The organism is Segatella copri, from assembly GCF_949820605.1.
GTDB lineage: Bacteria > Bacteroidota > Bacteroidia > Bacteroidales > Bacteroidaceae > Prevotella.
This window is the reverse complement of record NZ_CATKVU010000006.1, coordinates 1,011,468-1,027,939: the sequence shown is the minus strand read 5'-3', so window position 1 is coordinate 1,027,939 and position 16,472 is coordinate 1,011,468. Positions and strand designations below refer to the sequence as shown.

11 protein-coding genes are annotated in these 16,472 nt (G+C 40.4%); 10 read left to right on the top strand and 1 reads right to left on the bottom strand.

The annotated features are described in order from the left end of the window. A complete protein-coding gene (gene metA / locus RCO84_RS05300) occupies positions 1-918 on the bottom strand; it encodes a homoserine O-acetyltransferase MetA (RefSeq protein ID WP_317584220.1) in 918 nt (305 codons plus the stop codon). A gap of 350 nt (positions 919-1,268) precedes the next feature. Between metA and RCO84_RS05295 the strand changes: the two genes are divergently transcribed. The 10 genes from RCO84_RS05295 to RCO84_RS05250 all read left to right on the top strand — a co-directional run bounded on the left by RCO84_RS05295 (position 1,269) and on the right by RCO84_RS05250 (position 16,420). Continuing rightward, positions 1,269-2,603, top strand: coding sequence for a TolC family protein (locus RCO84_RS05295; protein WP_317584218.1), 1,335 nt, complete (start codon positions 1,269-1,271; stop codon positions 2,601-2,603). A gap of 63 nt (positions 2,604-2,666) precedes the next feature. Continuing rightward, entirely contained in the window at positions 2,667-3,848 is a 1,182-nt protein-coding gene (locus RCO84_RS05290; RefSeq protein ID WP_317584214.1) for an efflux RND transporter periplasmic adaptor subunit, read from the top strand. 11 nt (positions 3,849-3,859) lie between these two features. Beyond that, positions 3,860-4,636 carry an ABC transporter ATP-binding protein gene (locus RCO84_RS05285; protein ID WP_117586656.1) on the top strand — a complete coding sequence of 259 codons (777 nt, stop codon included), beginning with the start codon at positions 3,860-3,862 and terminating at the stop codon, positions 4,634-4,636. 111 nt (positions 4,637-4,747) lie between these two features. Then, a complete protein-coding gene (locus RCO84_RS05280) occupies positions 4,748-5,986 on the top strand; it encodes an ABC transporter permease (RefSeq protein ID WP_317584213.1) in 1,239 nt (412 codons plus the stop codon). Positions 5,987-6,160: 174 nt separating this feature from the next. Then, positions 6,161-6,904 (top strand): 3-deoxy-manno-octulosonate cytidylyltransferase, encoded by a 744-nt coding sequence (gene kdsB, locus RCO84_RS05275; RefSeq protein ID WP_317584211.1) that lies wholly within the window; start codon positions 6,161-6,163, stop codon positions 6,902-6,904. A 34-nt stretch (positions 6,905-6,938) separates the two neighbouring features. Beyond that, positions 6,939-8,288, top strand: a complete 1,350-nt coding sequence (gene tilS / locus RCO84_RS05270; protein WP_317584209.1) for a tRNA lysidine(34) synthetase TilS — start codon at positions 6,939-6,941, stop codon at positions 8,286-8,288. Beyond that, positions 8,285-9,955 (top strand): GH25 family lysozyme, encoded by a 1,671-nt coding sequence (locus RCO84_RS05265; protein ID WP_317584207.1) that lies wholly within the window; start codon positions 8,285-8,287, stop codon positions 9,953-9,955. Before tilS ends, RCO84_RS05265 begins: the two co-directional genes overlap by 4 nt. Before the next feature lie 117 nt (positions 9,956-10,072). Continuing rightward, the gene (locus RCO84_RS05260) at positions 10,073-10,945 is read left to right on the top strand and encodes a sigma-70 family RNA polymerase sigma factor (RefSeq protein WP_006846722.1); all 873 of its coding nucleotides are present in this window, start codon (positions 10,073-10,075) and stop codon (positions 10,943-10,945) included. 64 nt (positions 10,946-11,009) lie between these two features. Beyond that, positions 11,010-13,136: a DUF5686 family protein gene (locus RCO84_RS05255; RefSeq protein ID WP_144153106.1), complete on the top strand. Its 2,127-nt coding sequence runs from the start codon at positions 11,010-11,012 to the stop codon at positions 13,134-13,136. A 71-nt stretch (positions 13,137-13,207) separates the two neighbouring features. After that, the gene (locus RCO84_RS05250; RefSeq protein WP_317584205.1) at positions 13,208-16,420 is read left to right on the top strand and encodes a UvrD-helicase domain-containing protein; all 3,213 of its coding nucleotides are present in this window, start codon (positions 13,208-13,210) and stop codon (positions 16,418-16,420) included. The last annotated feature ends 52 nt before the right edge of the window (positions 16,421-16,472 follow it).

Sequence of the window (16,472 nt, the reverse complement as noted above, 5' to 3'; positions counted from 1 at the left end):
TTAACTGATTTCGTTAATATTGTAAGGAGTCTCCTGATAAACATAATAGTTGATCCAATTACTATAGAAGAGGTTGGCATGAGCACGCCATGTCACCAGAGGTTCTTCGTTCGGATCGTTATGATAATAATAATTTTTTGGCAGTTCGACATCATCACGCTTGCCCATATCACGCTTATATTCCTTATCCAGCGTGTTTGGCGCATACTCAAGATGACCCGTCACAAAGAATTCGCGGCCGTTTCTGGCCATCACAATGCTGACACCGCTTTCAGGCGATTCGGCAATGATGTCAAGTCCTGGCACTTTTTCAATATCCTCTCGTCTTACCTCCGTATGGCGACTATGAGGCATATTAAAGATATCATCGAAACCGCGGAAAATTGGCTGAGACAAATCGAGAGGCTTCTGCTTAAAAATACCAAACATCTTCTTCTCTAAAGGATACTTAGGAACACCATAGAAATGATAAAGACCAGCCTGGGCACCCCAGCAGATATAGAGTGTTGAAGTAACATGGGTACGGGCCCAATCAAAAATCTCTTTGATTTCAGGCCAATATTCTACCTCCTCATAAGCCATCGTTTCGATAGGAGCACCGGTAACTATCATTCCATCAAACTTCTGTTTGGAAAGTTCCTGAAAATCCTTGTAGAACATCATCATGTGCTCTATTGGTGTATTCTTTGGTGTGTGACTTTTCAACTTCATAAAATAAACCTCTAACTGAAGAGGAGTATTCGACAGAAGACGAACGAGATCTGTCTCTGTCGTAATCTTGAGGGGCATCAAATTGAGCACACAGATTTTCAACGGACGAATCTCCTGTTTATGCGCACGACTTTCGTCCATCACGAATATATTCTCATGCTTCAACAGTTCGATAGCTGGAAGCTTATCTGGTAATCTTAACGGCATTTATTTTATTCCTTTCTTAAAATTTTTCTGCAAAGTTACACAATTTCAGCGAAGATAACGAAAGAAGAAACATTTTTTTGAGAAATATAAATAAATTAATGTGGAAAAGCAAAAGAAATCTTTCACTTTGAAAAGGATTGTTAAAGATAAATGCGAATATTAAACCTATCATCCTGTTTTTAATCAAAAAAGCATATAAGTTGCAACTTTATAGGAAACGCTTACGTCAAAGCAAAAAATGATGTATCCTATTAAGATTTGCAATTATGGAAAGTAAGAACATTAATCCACATTTAAACAGAACTGATGAAAAGAGTTCTGTAAAGATGAAAACAAAAAGTAAAAAGAGTATGAACGCAAGTTTAAAAAACATGGCGGTAGCGCTGTTCATCATGTCGGCCCCTATCGCAGTACAAGCTAAGCAATGGTCACTGCAGGATTGTATCAGTTACGCACTGGCTAACAACATTCAGCTGCAGAAGACTCAACTCACAAAAGCTTCAGCTCAGGAGGACTATCTGCAATCAAAGTCTGCGCTTCTGCCATCGCTCTCTGCCAGCACCAATCAAAGTGTAAGCTATACGCCTTGGGTTTCTAATGGAATCAGCGGAGAAGGTTTCAGCAAAGCTTCCATCGACAAGGTATATTACAATGGCAGCTATAGCGTGATGGGCAATTACACAATTTGGAACGGAAACAAAAACAGAAATCAGGTGAAACTGAACAAGCTGGCAAAGGAAGCGGCACAACTCGATTCGACAGCACAAGCCCTCAACCTGCAAGAACAGATAGCTCAACTTTACGTACAGATACTCTACTATACAGAGGCTATCAACGTAAACAAAGAAAGTTATCAGTCGAGTGTTCAAAACGAAGAGCGTGGTAAGGAAATGGTAAAAATTGGCAAGATGAGCCAAGCAGACTTAGCACAACTTACAGCACAAAGAGCACAAGATGAGTTTAACATCGTGCAGGCTGAAAGTAACGTTAAAAACTATAAACGACAGTTGAAGGAACTCCTGCAGATTACCAGTGAAGAAGCTTTCGACATCGCTATTCCAAGCACAACTGACCAGATGGCTCTGGCCTCTATCCCAGGAATGAACAGTGTCTATACAGCTGCGCTTCAGAATCGCCCTGAGTTTTTGAGCTATCAAAACAAACTCGACCAGAACGATCTGAACATCAAGATTGCAAAGGCAGGAAAGTTGCCAACCATCAGCGTAAATGCAGGAGCTACGACCAGCACCACATCCATGAACAAAAACGGTTGGGGCAGTCAGATGAAAACCAACTTCAGCCTGGGTGGTGGAATCGGTGTCAGTATTCCTCTCTTTGATAACCGACAGTCCAAGACTTCTGTCAATAAAGCACTCATTCAGCGTGAAAGCATCTTGCTCGATATAAAGAATGAGCAAACTAAGCTCTACTCTACTATCGAAAACTATTGGCTGCAGGCTAATACAAACCAAAGCCAGTTTAAGGCTGCCAAGGCGAGCAGCGAAAGTGCACAAACTAGCTACGATCTTTTAAGTGAACAGTTTAAACTGGGATTAAAGAACATCGTAGAATTGAGAACCGGCAAAGATAATCTTCTGAAGGCTAAACAGAACGAACTTCAGGCAAAGTATCTTACCATTCTGAATATCAACATGTTGAAATTCTACCAAAACGGCAGAATCTAAAGAAAAGATAGGTGATAACATCCGAAAACATATTGCAAATCATTAATAGGTACATACATTTTTATGAAAAAACTTAGAATCAGCAAAATCTGGATTGCCCTGATTGTGGTAATCATCGTAGCTGTGGCAGCATGGCTGTTCTCAGGAAGTAAAAACGAAGAACAAATAGACTTCAAGCAGGAAACTGTAACCACACAAACATTGCAGAATAGTGTAACTGCAACCGGTACTATTGAAGCGGTAACTTCTGTAACGGTTGGTACACAGGTGAGTGGTATTGTAAACAAACTTTATGTTGATTACAATTCGCAGGTAAAAAAAGGTGAAGTCATAGCTGAGCTCGACAAAACCAACCTGATGAGCGAGTTGAATACTGCCAAAGCTAACCTGGCAAGTGCGCAAAGCAGTTTGAACTATCAGAGTGCAAACATGAGCCGCTACCAGACCCTCTATAAGAAAGGTTTGGTAAGTGCTGACGATTATGAAAATGCGCTTCTCACCTATCGCCAGGCGAAAGAGCAAGTAGCTTCGGCCAAGGAAAATGTACAAAAAGCCCAAACCAACCTGAGCTATGCTACAATTACATCGCCAATAGATGGAACTGTCATATCAAAAAGCGTAGAGGAAGGACAGACCGTAGCAGCAAGTTTCAACACACCAGAGCTCTTTACTATCGCTAAAGATCTGACCAACATGCAGGTGATTGCAAATGTTGACGAGGCAGATATAGGCGGTGTAAAAGAAGGCGACCGCGTTAATTTCACAGTAGATGCTTATCCTGACGATGTATTCCAGGGAACAGTAAAACAGGTTCGTCTGGAAGCTACTACAACAAACAATGTAGTCACTTACGAGGTTGTCATCTCTGCACCCAACGCAGATCTCAAGTTAAAACCAGGACTGACTGCAAATGTTACCATCTTTACACAAGAACGTGCTGGTATTCTTGCCGTTGCCAACAAAGCACTCCGCTTTACTCCAACCAAGGAAACTGTGGGAAAGAATATCAAGATTGTTGACTGCAAAGGGAAAAACAAAGTTTGGACTTTTGCTAACAATACCCTTACAGCTCATTCTGTAACCATCGGTCAGAGCGACGGTATACATACTGAAATTATCAAGGGTTTGAAGAAGGGACAGAAGATTGTAACTGAAATCATAGTTAATACCCCTGAAGAGAATGAGGAGCCTCAACAAAGTCAAGGTTTGATTAGCGGTCCTGGACCTAGAGGAAAGAAAAAATAAAAAATAAGAGTATGGCAAACGACAATATTCAAGCAAACAGCGAAAAGAAAGTTGTGATAGAACTCGACAATGTTCGTCGCGACTTTCTTGTGGGTGAGGAAACTGTCCACGCCCTAAAAGGTGTAAGCTTTAAAATATACGAAGGTGAGTTTGTTACCATCATGGGTAAATCAGGTTCAGGTAAATCTACCCTACTGAACCAGCTAGGTTGTCTCGACACCCCATCCAGTGGCGAATACTATCTGGATGGAGTAAGCGTACGAAAGATGTCACGTAATGATCGCGCCATTCTTAGAAACCGAAAGATTGGATTCATCTTCCAGAACTACAATCTTCTACCGAAGACCACAAGTGTAGAAAATGTAGAACTTCCACTGATGTACAACCCGAACGTAAGCGCAGAAGAACGAAAGCAACGTGCTATCGAATCGCTGAAAGCTGTTGGTTTAGGAGAACGTCTCTATCATAAGAGTAATCAGATGTCTGGAGGACAGATGCAGCGTGTAGCCATAGCTCGTGCGTTGGTCAACAACCCCGCTGTGATACTTGCTGATGAAGCAACGGGTAATCTCGACACCAGAACCAGTTTCGAGATTCTGGTACTCTTCCAGAAACTTTATGCTGAAGGAAGAACCATCATCTTCGTTACCCACAACCCAGACATTGCAAATTATTCGAGTCGTAATATCGAACTGCGTGATGGTCACATCATCAGCGACACCTATAACGAACATATTCTCTCGGCAGCCGAAGGTCTGGCAGCCTTGCCTGCCAACACGGACGAATAAGTTTTCAATGTTAAGTGTTAAGTGTTGAATGTTAAATTACTTAGCATCCAATAGCAAACGAAGTTTTCACTTAACACTTAACATTTAACATTTAACATTACAACAAGTAAAATGAATTATCAGAATCTTTTCAAAATAGCCATCCGTGCCATTGCTGCCAACAAAATGCGCTCTTTCCTTACCGCACTTGGCATCATCATCGGTATTGCTGCGGTTATTACCATGCTTGCCATCGGACAAGGAAGTAAAGCCAGCATCAAGGCAAACATCGCAGAGATGGGATCAAACATGATTATGATTTCACCAGGTGCAGACATGCGTGGCGGTGTGAGACAGGATGCTTCGTCAATGGAGACGCTGAAGCAAGCCGACTATCAGAGCATCAAAGACGAATGTAATTATATCTCAGCTATTTCTCCTACTGTAAACAGTTCCGGACAGTGGATCTACGGAAACAACAACACCCAAAGTTCCATTTATGGTGTAAACCAAGACTATCTTTCCATCCGACAACTGAAAGTGGCAGATGGAGAAATGTTTACTGATACAGACATTAAGGCTGCATCTAAAGTTTGTATTTTGGGACAGACAGTAGTTGACTATCTTTTCCCTGATGGCAGTGATCCTATCGGTAAGGTTGTGCGATTTAACAGCATTCCATTCAGAGTAATCGGTGTCTTGAAGAAGAAAGGTTACAATAGTATGGGTATGGACCAGGATGATTTGGTACTTGCCCCCTATACAACAGTAATGAAGCGAATTATGGCACAAAGCTATTTAGGAGGCATCGTCTGCTCAGCTATCACCGAAGAGGCTTCTCAACCTGCCCAAGATCAGATTACAGAAATATTGCGACGCAACCACAAATTGAAAGACGCAACAGATACTACTGAAGCAGATGAAGATGACTTCAATATCCGCTCACAAGAGGAAATTTCAAGCATGATGAATTCTACCATGTCTACAATCACCATCCTGCTCGGATCCGTGGCAGGAATCTCGCTGCTGGTAGGCGGCATCGGAATCATGAACATCATGTATGTATCTGTAACAGAGCGCACTCGCGAAATAGGTCTTCGAATGAGTGTGGGCGCACGAGGTATTGATATTTTGAACCAGTTTCTGATAGAAGCTATCTTACTTTCTGTAACTGGCGGTATTATAGGAGTGATATTGGGAGTTAGTTTATCGCTCAGTCTGAACTCTTTCTTCCATATAGCCACCCAAATAGAGCCTTGGAGCATTATTATGAGTTTTGCAGTCTGTACATTTACTGGCGTTTTCTTTGGATGGTATCCTGCAAAGAAGGCAGCAAGGCTCGACCCTATCGAGGCTATCAGATACGAATAAAAAAAAATGGGAGAACATTAAATATTCTCTGAGGTTTTTCAAAAAAAACAAAAAGTTTTTTGGTGAATACAAAATAAAGTTGTACTTTTGCGTCTGCGGAAGTGCAACTTTTTTTATTTGAAGTTAAACGAATCGCATGAATTGAATAGTAAACAGGTTTAAATATAGAAGAATATGAAATTTATAGGAATTATTCCAGCAAGATACGCATCAACACGTTTCCCGGGAAAGCCACTTGCCATGTTAGATGGCAAACCAGTGATACAGCATGTTTATGAGAAAGTAGCAAGTTGTCTAGAAGCAGCCTATGTTGCAACAGACGATGAGCGAATTATCAATGCTGTAGAAGCATTTGGCGGTAAAGCTGTTATGACGCGCAAGGATCATAAGAGCGGTACTGACCGCATAGAAGAAGCTATCGAAAAAATTGGTGGAGACTGGGATGTCATTGTCAATGTTCAAGGAGATGAACCTTTTGTTGACAAGAGTCAACTGGAAACCATCTGCCAGTGTTTTGATGATCCAACAACCCAAATTGCCACTTTAGGAAAAGCTTTTACCAGTATGGAAGCTGTAAAAAATCCTAATAGTCCAAAGATTGTTGTAGACAATCAAGGCTTTGCTATGTATTTCTCTCGCAGCATCATTCCATACGTAAGAGGAAAGGAAGAGGAAGAATGGCTCAAGAGTTTTCCTTATCTGAAACATTTGGGCATCTATGCTTACCGCAAAGAAGTTTTAAAAGAGGTAACCAAACTGCCACAAAGCTCACTAGAAATAGCAGAGAGCCTGGAACAACTTCGATGGTTGCAGAATGGCTACAAGATAAAAGTTGGTACTACAGATGTAGAAACTGTAGGCATCGACACGCCAGAAGATTTGCAGCGGGCAGAAGACTTTTTGAAAAACAGAAAGTAATAAGAAACATCATATACTTTTAAAGTATCGCAGAATGAACAAAATTGAAAATATCGTCAAAAAATATATTATTCACCATGCTATGTTCAAGTGGCAAACACCATATATCGTTGCCTTGTCCGGAGGTGCCGATAGCGTTGCCCTATTGCTTATCTTGAAAAATATAGGACTGAATATTTCTGCTGCGCACTGTAACTTTCACCTTCGCGGCGAAGAGAGTGACAGAGACGAGCAATTTTGTGTAAATCTGTGCCAACAACAGGGAATCAGTTTGTCTCGAATCCATTTTGATACTTATGCTTATGCCCATTTGCACAAGGTTAGTATCGAAATGGCTGCACGCAACTTACGCTACAGCTATTTTGCCCAATTAGTAAAAGACTTGCATGCAGGAGGCATTTGTGTGGCCCATCATCGCGATGACAATGTAGAAACTTTACTTCTGAATCTGTTAAGAGGATCTGGAGTAGACGGATTAGCAGGCATCGCCCCCAAAAACGGAAATATTCTGCGCCCTCTTCTCTGCATCAGCCGACAGGATATATTGCAATACCTAAAAGAAAAAAAGCAAGATTTTGTCACAGATTCAACAAATTTGGAAGACGATGCTTTAAGAAATAAAATTCGCCATCATGTAGTACCTCTTTTAGAAAGTATCAACCCGGCAGCAAGTGAAAATATCGCTCTCACTGCCAAATACATACGCCAAGCGAAAAGTATACTTGAGAGCATGGAAAGCATCAGTACAACCGACTCTTATAGGAAAGTTATATATATACCTAAAGTATCTGTCATGAATGCTCCAAGTCCGGAATTCATACTCCATAAAGAATTAGGCAGATATGGTTTTCATGGCAATGTCATTGATGACATCTGTGAAAGCCTCTTCAGTCAGGATCGTGGTGTCGGTAAAATTTGGAAAAACGAAGACTATATGATAGTCATCGACAGAGAACAGCTGTTGATCTCTAACATAAAAGACTTGAATAACATTCAGGAGCCAAGAGCGTTCCGACTGCCAGAAGAAGGCATTTACAACATGGACGAAGGAACCCAAATCAAGATAAGAATCTTCTCGCATATGGGTGACTTCATGCCAAGCAAAGAATCGCAATGTATCACTTTGGATGCTGAAAAAGTCAGTTTTCCCCTCACCTACCGACTGGTAAAAGAAGGCGACAGATTTCAACCTTTCGGCATGAAGGGTAGCAAACTGTTGAGTGACTATATGACCGATAGGAAATTTGACTATATACAAAAGAAGACACAGCATGTATTAACTGATAGTAAAGGTGAAATCATCTGGCTTATCGGCGAACGTACGTCTGAAAAAACAAAGATTACCGAAACCACCAAGAAAATATTGGAGGTCATCATCAAATGAAAAAGAAAATATTATATATCACAAGTTTAGTTCTCATTCTGCTGGCTGCCGCCAGCACATGGAGCTATTATTGTCTGAACCCATCAAGTGATAGAGTGAACAAGGCAAAAGCAAACATAAAAGTATACAGTCACTATGAATTAATTCAAAATGGAAAAACAATACTCCGGTTCGACGAAGACACTACGACACTGGCTGCCAACTTTATGAATCGTTGGGCGTTGATTCCTTCATGTGAAGGAAGACTTGCCGCCTGCTACAACAACAGCATCAGCCGGAATCACTATCTTGGCAAAGATGCGGATAGCATCTTTAAAGAGAAAGTTGATTCTTTAGACAGTTTGTATAGAGACTCCAAATGGAAAGTTGGAGAACTGAACTATTATATTCACTCTCATTCTGTCCTGGATGTAGGCTACAACTCTATTTGCGCTTATACCCAACACGAACTGGAACTACGCGATTCTGCCAAAAAACTGATTGATTCCCTGAAACATGTACAGAAAAAGGGACATTTCAAGTTGAAACGCTCCATTTCATATCAAGCCTATTATAGAGACGAGAACGGAAAATGGAAGAGTCAGGCATGCAAACTCATCAAAGCAATGAATGGAGAAACTGCACAAGGAAGCCACACATTCCAACTTTCCTCAGAAACAACTCCTGAAGGAGTTAAAGCTATTTCACCTCAACTTGCAGTATCTTTAGCAACAGCTCATGGAGTCACACTTCGACGCTCTATTGATTATACCCTCTTACCTGATTCTCTAGGATATTATCGGGGTACAACCGACAGTATCTATCGACCAAACGGTCATGGATGCTGGCAAGGATACGATGGAACCTATTATGAGGGTTACTGGAAAAACGGGAAACGGGAAGGATTCGGATTCAGCATTGCTCCCAAGAAGCCATTACGAATAGGCGAATGGAAAAATGACCGCTATAAAGGCGAAAGACTCGTATATACATCGGAACGTATTTATGGCATTGATCTGAGCAAATACCAACATGGAAAAGGCAGAAAAAAATATGCTATCAACTGGAACCGTTTACGCATTACACATCTTGGACGTCTCAGCAAAAAGACAGTGTCAGGAACAGTAAACTTCCCTATTCGCTTCATCTATATCAAGAGTACAGAAGGTAAATCGATGTTAAATCCATATTATAGAAAAGATTATCGTGATGCAAAAGCACATGGTTACAAGGTTGGAACCTATCACTTCTTTACCACCATAACACCTGCTGCCGAACAGGCACGACACTTTCTGAAACACAGTATCATTAGGAAAGGCGATTTTCCTCCAGTTCTTGATATTGAACCGCTTCCTAGTCAAATCAAGAAAATGGGAGGGGCTAGAGTATTGTTTGCACGCATTAGAACTTGGCTTAGAATTGTAGAAAGAGCAACTGGTGTTAAGCCTATTCTTTACATCAACCAAACTTTCGTAAATCGCTATCTGCCACAGGCTCCCAATCTGAAACATAACTACCAGGTTTGGATTGCACGATATGGAGAGTATAAACCAGACATCCGATTGGTATATTGGCAACTCTGCCCCGACGGAAGAGTAGCAGGAATACATGGAGAGGTAGACATCAACGTGTTTAACGGATATGATGACGCTTTTCAAAGTTTTGTTAAGAACAAGACGGTAAAATAACCTTTAAATGAATAAGTTAGGTTAATTACGTTAAAGTAAGTTACAAATCTAGTTGCGTATCAATATTTTTATTATCTTTGCGTCAATTGTGCAATGTGTAACTAAGAGGAAAAGATAATGAGACAGCTTAAGATACAAAAGAGTATAACCAATCGTAACAGCGAGGCTCTCGACAAATATCTTGTAGAGATAGGTAGAGCCCCTATGGTTTCTATTGATGAAGAAATAGAATTGGCTCAAGCTATCCGCAAGGGAGGTAGAGCTGGCGAAAGAGCAAAAAATAAGTTGATTGAAGCCAACTTACGTTTTGTGGTGTCGGTAGCAAAACAATATCAGCACCAGGGACTCACCTTGACAGACTTGATTGACGAAGGAAACATCGGACTCATCAAAGCTGCAGAACGCTTCGATGAAACACGAGGGTTCAAATTTATCTCATACGCCGTCTGGTGGATTCGTCAGAGTATTTTACAGGCAATAGCAGAGCAAAGTCGAATCGTTCGGCTTCCCCTAAACCAGGTAGGATCACTCAATAAGGTAAACCAGGAAATTAATAAGTTTGAGCAGGAAAACCAACGCCGTCCAAGCGTTGAAGAACTTGCTGCCAGAACGGGTGTTGACGAGGACAAGATTTCTCAGAGCATGGCTGCCAGTGGTCATCATGTAAGCATCGATGCTCCATTCAGTGATGACGATGACAACTCTATGGCAGATGTAATGGCAAGCGGAGACGATGCCAGAACAGACAAGCAGGTTGACCATGAAAGTATGGCACAAGACCTAAGACAGGTTTTAAAAGTTTGCCTCAAGGATCGCGAACTGAAAATTATCTGCGCATGCTACGGAATCGGGGAAACCGAAAAGGGGCTCGAGGAAATTGGTGATAAAATGGGGCTGACCCGTGAGCGAGTTCGCCAAATAAGAGAAAAAAGCATCACCAAACTGAGAGAATCCGGGAAGATAGGAATCCTTATGAAATATCTTGGTTAGGAAAGCTGCTGTCCAAAATATTTAGCACAGTTCTTCTGCCAAGTAACATCTTAACTCATAATAAATGAAGAAATATCAAACACACATCATTTTGACGATTATCTTCTGCATGATGGCTTTTGCAGCACATGCAAGAAGAATGTCACCGAGAGACGCCTTTAGTGACTCGGTGATGTGTTTGGTATTTAAATATTCACAATCTGTTGACACAACAGGTAGAGCTGAGCACAAGAGTTATGCCTACACTAAATTTCAAATCAAAACAAACAAACGTAATGCAACACTCATGCTAGTACCGACAATGTATGCAGTGGCTCATGGCGGTGGCAGAAGATTCATCAGCGAATATTATAACCAAATGACGCTAGACGCAAATGGCAGACCAGTTGCCAAGCGTTTGCTGAACATAAGCACCATTCCGCATAGAAGCAACACATTGTCATCAGTTTTGAAATACATGACTCCAACGGTATATGGAGAAACACTTTTCGAAACTAATATTCTTTCTCCTTTCCACTATAAGAATCGCAGATATTATAAATATGCCGTCACCCAATTACCATTCGGCAAAGCACAAATCTACGTATATCCACGTCTCAAAAACACCCAAGTTATTGAAGCACGTGCCATTGTTGATTCCCAAAGCGGAAAGATAAGCATGGTAGACTTTGAGGGCGAATATGATATGACCCGTTTCTATATCTCGATCATTATGGGTAAAGACGGATTTGGTTCACTTTCTCCTGCAAGGTGCAGCATGAGAGCCAACTTCAGTTTTATGGGTAACAAGATAACGGGCATGTATACAACTGTATACGGACTGCCGAAAATATTAAGTGATTCACTCAATAATGTTGCCGACACAGCATTAATGGCAAAAGTGCGCCCAATTGAGTTAAACCAAGATGAGGCTGACATATACAAAAAATTCTACGAAAAAAGGAAACAAATAACAGATTCCTTGAATAACACCATACCAAAGAAAAACTTTGCAAAAGACATACTTTGGGATGTTATCGGTGACAATGTATTAAACAGAATTTCCCAAGGCTTCGGAAAGCAAAACCAAGGCTACTTCCGTATCAGTCCTATTCTCAACCCACTCTATATGGGATATTCCGAGCGAAAAGGGATTGTATACAAATTTGACCTGAAGGGAGGCTATAGATTTACAGAAAATCTGCAATTGGGCCTTCGCTTTAAAGGAGGTTACAGTATGAAACAACACAGATTTTATTTCAATATACCATTGACATTCAACTATAACCAGAAGCACAATGGATATCTGAAGTTAGAAATCGGTAACGGTAATAGAATATCGAATAATCGTGTTGCAAGAAAGATGTTAGGCATCAGCAAACCTGAAGATAACAATTTTCTATATCCACTATTCTCAGAATATCCAGGATTGTCATTACCGGAAATCTCAACAGATATTGATGCTAATAACAGGAAACTGACAGAGTTTAAAGATGATTATCTTCGTCTTATCAACCACTGGAGTTTCAACGACTATGTAGGTTTTGAGATTGGCTTGGTTTCACATACCCGAAAAGCTGTGATTGAAAGTTTCTATAAACTGTTTAATTACCCAAGCAAATATGTGTCAGTAGCACCAGCAGTAGCTTTAGAACTGTTACCATGGGGTAAGAAAGGCTCTATCTTTAAAATAGACTATGAAAAGGGATGGAAAAACCTACTAGGTTCAAACATAGACTACGAACGAGTAGAAGTAGATGCACAAACTATTTTTCAAGCATCACGCCGTCAATCATATTCTGTTAGATTAGGAGCAGGGTTTTATACCCGTAAAGGTGACCATTGGGATTTCGTTGACTATACCAATTTCCATGACAACAATATTCCTGGAGGCTGGAATGATAGCTGGAGTGGAGAATTCGAATTACTGCCATCCCAATGGTATAATGCCAGTGATTATTACGTTCGCGGAAATTTCACTTATGAAGCTCCCATGATTGTAACTGCATGGCTCCCCCTGATTGGGAAATATATAGAAGCAGAGCGTCTGTATGTAAGCAGTCTTGTTGTAAACCATTTACACCCATATACAGAATGGGGATATGGAGTAACAACAAGAGCTATTACATTAGGATTCTTTGCAGCCTTCAAAAACACGAAGTTTAATGGCATAGGCTGTCGCTTCGGTTTTGAACTATTTAGAGATTGGTAATATTCATAAAAGCATGGATAAAACATGATTTCTAGGGCACAATATCAATAACATCATAAAAAAATCAAAATATGAGTTCACAACTAACTGTTTATAAAGCAAGTGCAGGATCAGGTAAAACATTTACTTTGGCTCGCGAGTATATGACACTCGTGATAGCTAATCCTGCTTCCTACAGAACCATTCTTGCAGTAACCTTCACCAACAAAGCTACTGAAGAAATGAAAATGCGTATCTTAGGAAAATTATACGAAATTGCACACGGACTACCAGAAGCAAACGATTATGTAAATCAAATACAGCAGGCTTTACCATATCTTTCATCCAAACAAATTCAGAAAAATGCAGAATCTGCCCTGCATTTGCTCATACACAATTATAACTATTTCCGGGTTATGACCATCGATACGTTCTTTCAGAGTGTATTGAGAAATCTAGCACGTGAACTTGATCTGACTGCCAATTTACGGATAGAACTCAATGACTATCAAATAGAACAGCATGCCGTTGATGAACTTATAGAAAGTCTTGAAGATACCGATCGTCTACTTTTCTGGATTATGGATTATATCAAAGAAAATATTGATGATGATAAGAGTTGGAATGTCATAGGACAGATCAAGAAATTCGGTGAGAACATATTCAAGGATTATTACAAAGCTCATTCCGACAAGTTGACAGAATTGATGGAACAAGAAGATTTCTTCAAGGATTTTACCGACCGAATGAAGAAAAAGCGCGATAAGGCCAAAGAGCAGCTTAAAGAAATTGCTGCTAATTTTTTCGATTCCCTTGAAGAAGAAGGCTTTACGGCAGACGACTTAGCTGGAAAAACGAGAGGTATTTGGAGCTATTTCAACAAGCTGAAAAATGGCAAATACAGTGATGATGATCTACATAATGATACTTTCTGTAAATGTCGGGAAAGTCCGGAAGCATGGGTCAAAAAATCTGATGTAAAAAATTGTACTGATATCTTCAATTATGTGGAATCGGTGCTCTACCCTATTTTGCTGTTTGCTGAAGATAATCGTCCAAGACTCACCCGAATCTTCAAAAGTACCGATCTGACCATAAAGCATCTTAATCAGCTCCGCCTTTTGGGAAGCATAGATAAAAAAGTCAGGGAGATGAACAGAGAGGCAAACCGATTCCTTTTGAGCGATACTCAGACCTTGCTCAACTCACTGATAAAGGATAGCGATTCGCCATTCATCTTTGAAAAGATTGGCACTCAACTCGACCATATAATGATTGACGAGTTTCAAGATACTAGCACCATCCAATGGAAGAACTTTAAAGTGCTGCTCGAAGAAACCATGAGTAGAGAAGATGCAGGTAACCTCATTGTTGGTGACGTAAAACAAAGTATTTACAGATGGCGATCCGGCGATTGGAGACTGCTCAATAATATCGATAAAGAATTTAATAAAAGCGCGAAAAAAGTAAGCATAGAAACTTTGGGTACCAACTACCGCTCTGATAGAAACATCATTGAGTTCAACAATGCTTTTTTCACAGAAGCAGTAAAATTGGAGATTGAAGACCTGAAAGATAAATGTCCTGAGGAATGTAAACAGCTGGAAAGCGCATATAGCGATGTCTGCCAGCAAGTACCAGTCCACCATTCTAATCCTAATGGTTCTATAAGTATTCAGCTCCTGGGCGGTGAAAATATTGAAGACAGAATGATGCAAACCACACTGGACACTGTAGACAAGTTGGTTGAAAGAGGTGTTCCTTGCAACAAAATAGCAATCCTGGTAAGAAGCAACCGTAACATACAGGACATTGCTGAGTATTTTATGAACCATTCCGACTATCCGTTGGTTTCAGATGAGGCATTCAGGCTGGATGCCTCCCAAGCAGTATGCACATTGGTTAACGCTCTCTACATACTGGTACACCCAAATGACAATATTGCATTAGCAACTCTCAACAAGTTTTGTGACACGTATTCTGTAGCTGGAAATATGCCGGAACAACTTTTGACCAATCGTTCTGAGTATCTGGAAATGCCACTGTTCGATCTCACAGAACGCCTTTTTGCAGAACTTAAACTTGGCGAAATAAAAGACATGATCAAGCAAACTGCCTACATCTGCACTTTTTATGATTGCTTAAGTAAATATCTCACAGATAACAGTAGTGATATCACTGGATTTCTGAAAGAGTGGGATAACCGTATTCACGAAAAAAGCATTCATAGCGATGGCGATGGAGGTATCAGATTCCTTACTATACATAAGAGTAAGGGACTGGAATACGATCATGTTATCATGCCTTACTGTGACTGGCAACTAGAAAAAGCCACCACAATCTGGTGCACACCGCAAGAAGCTCCATACAACGAGCTTCCACTGGTACCTATAGATTTCAGTGCTAAACTGATGAAGCAAAGTATATATGAAGCAGATTATAATCATGAACATCTGCAAAACATAGTCGACAATTTGAATCTGCTTTATGTAGCCTTCACACGTGCCAGTCACAACCTGATTGTAATTGGCAAACGAGCTAATAGTGCATATCGTTCTGCCATTATCGAATCTGTACTCGACAAGGTAGCCAGTCGACTTGAAGCTAATGATGTAAAGATGGAGTTAACAGGAATAGGTTCTGATGCCAAAACAGATGACATATCTTTCTGCTATAATGAAATATATGTACCTGATTCTTCCAAGAAATCAAACGAGAAGAAGGATACAAATGTGCTCTCAGCCTATTCTCAACCTTTAGAAATTAAAATAAATGTTACGCCTGAAATGCCAGAATTCAGACAAAGTAACCAGAGCCGTGACTTTATAAAGCGTGATGAAACAGAAGAACAACAGAAGTTTTATATCAAAATGGGTACAATTTTGCACAACCTCTTTTCTACAATCCGCACGGTTGATGATATTGATGGAGCCCTGAAACAGTTGGAGTTAGACGGACTTTTATACGATCAAGACCTCACACCAGAGAAAATAAAGGAGATGATCAGGAAAAGACTTGAATCACCAAAGGTCGCAAAATGGTTTGATAAGGAACTGACCATACTAAATGAATGTTCTATCCTGACAGTTGAAAATGGAAAAATGGCAGAATACCGTCCAGACCGCGTGATGCAAAACTCAAGAAAAGAAACCATCGTGGTAGACTTCAAATTCGGTAAACAGAAAGTAGAACACCATGAACAGGTTAGAAAATACACCGGCTTGTTAAAAAGTATGGGACATCACCGAGTAAAAGGTTATCTATGGTATGTATACCCTAACAAAATAGTTGAAGTAATAAAATAATACGGTTCTATTGCCCCTTTCCAAAAAGTAGGGCAACATAAAGAACAGTTGC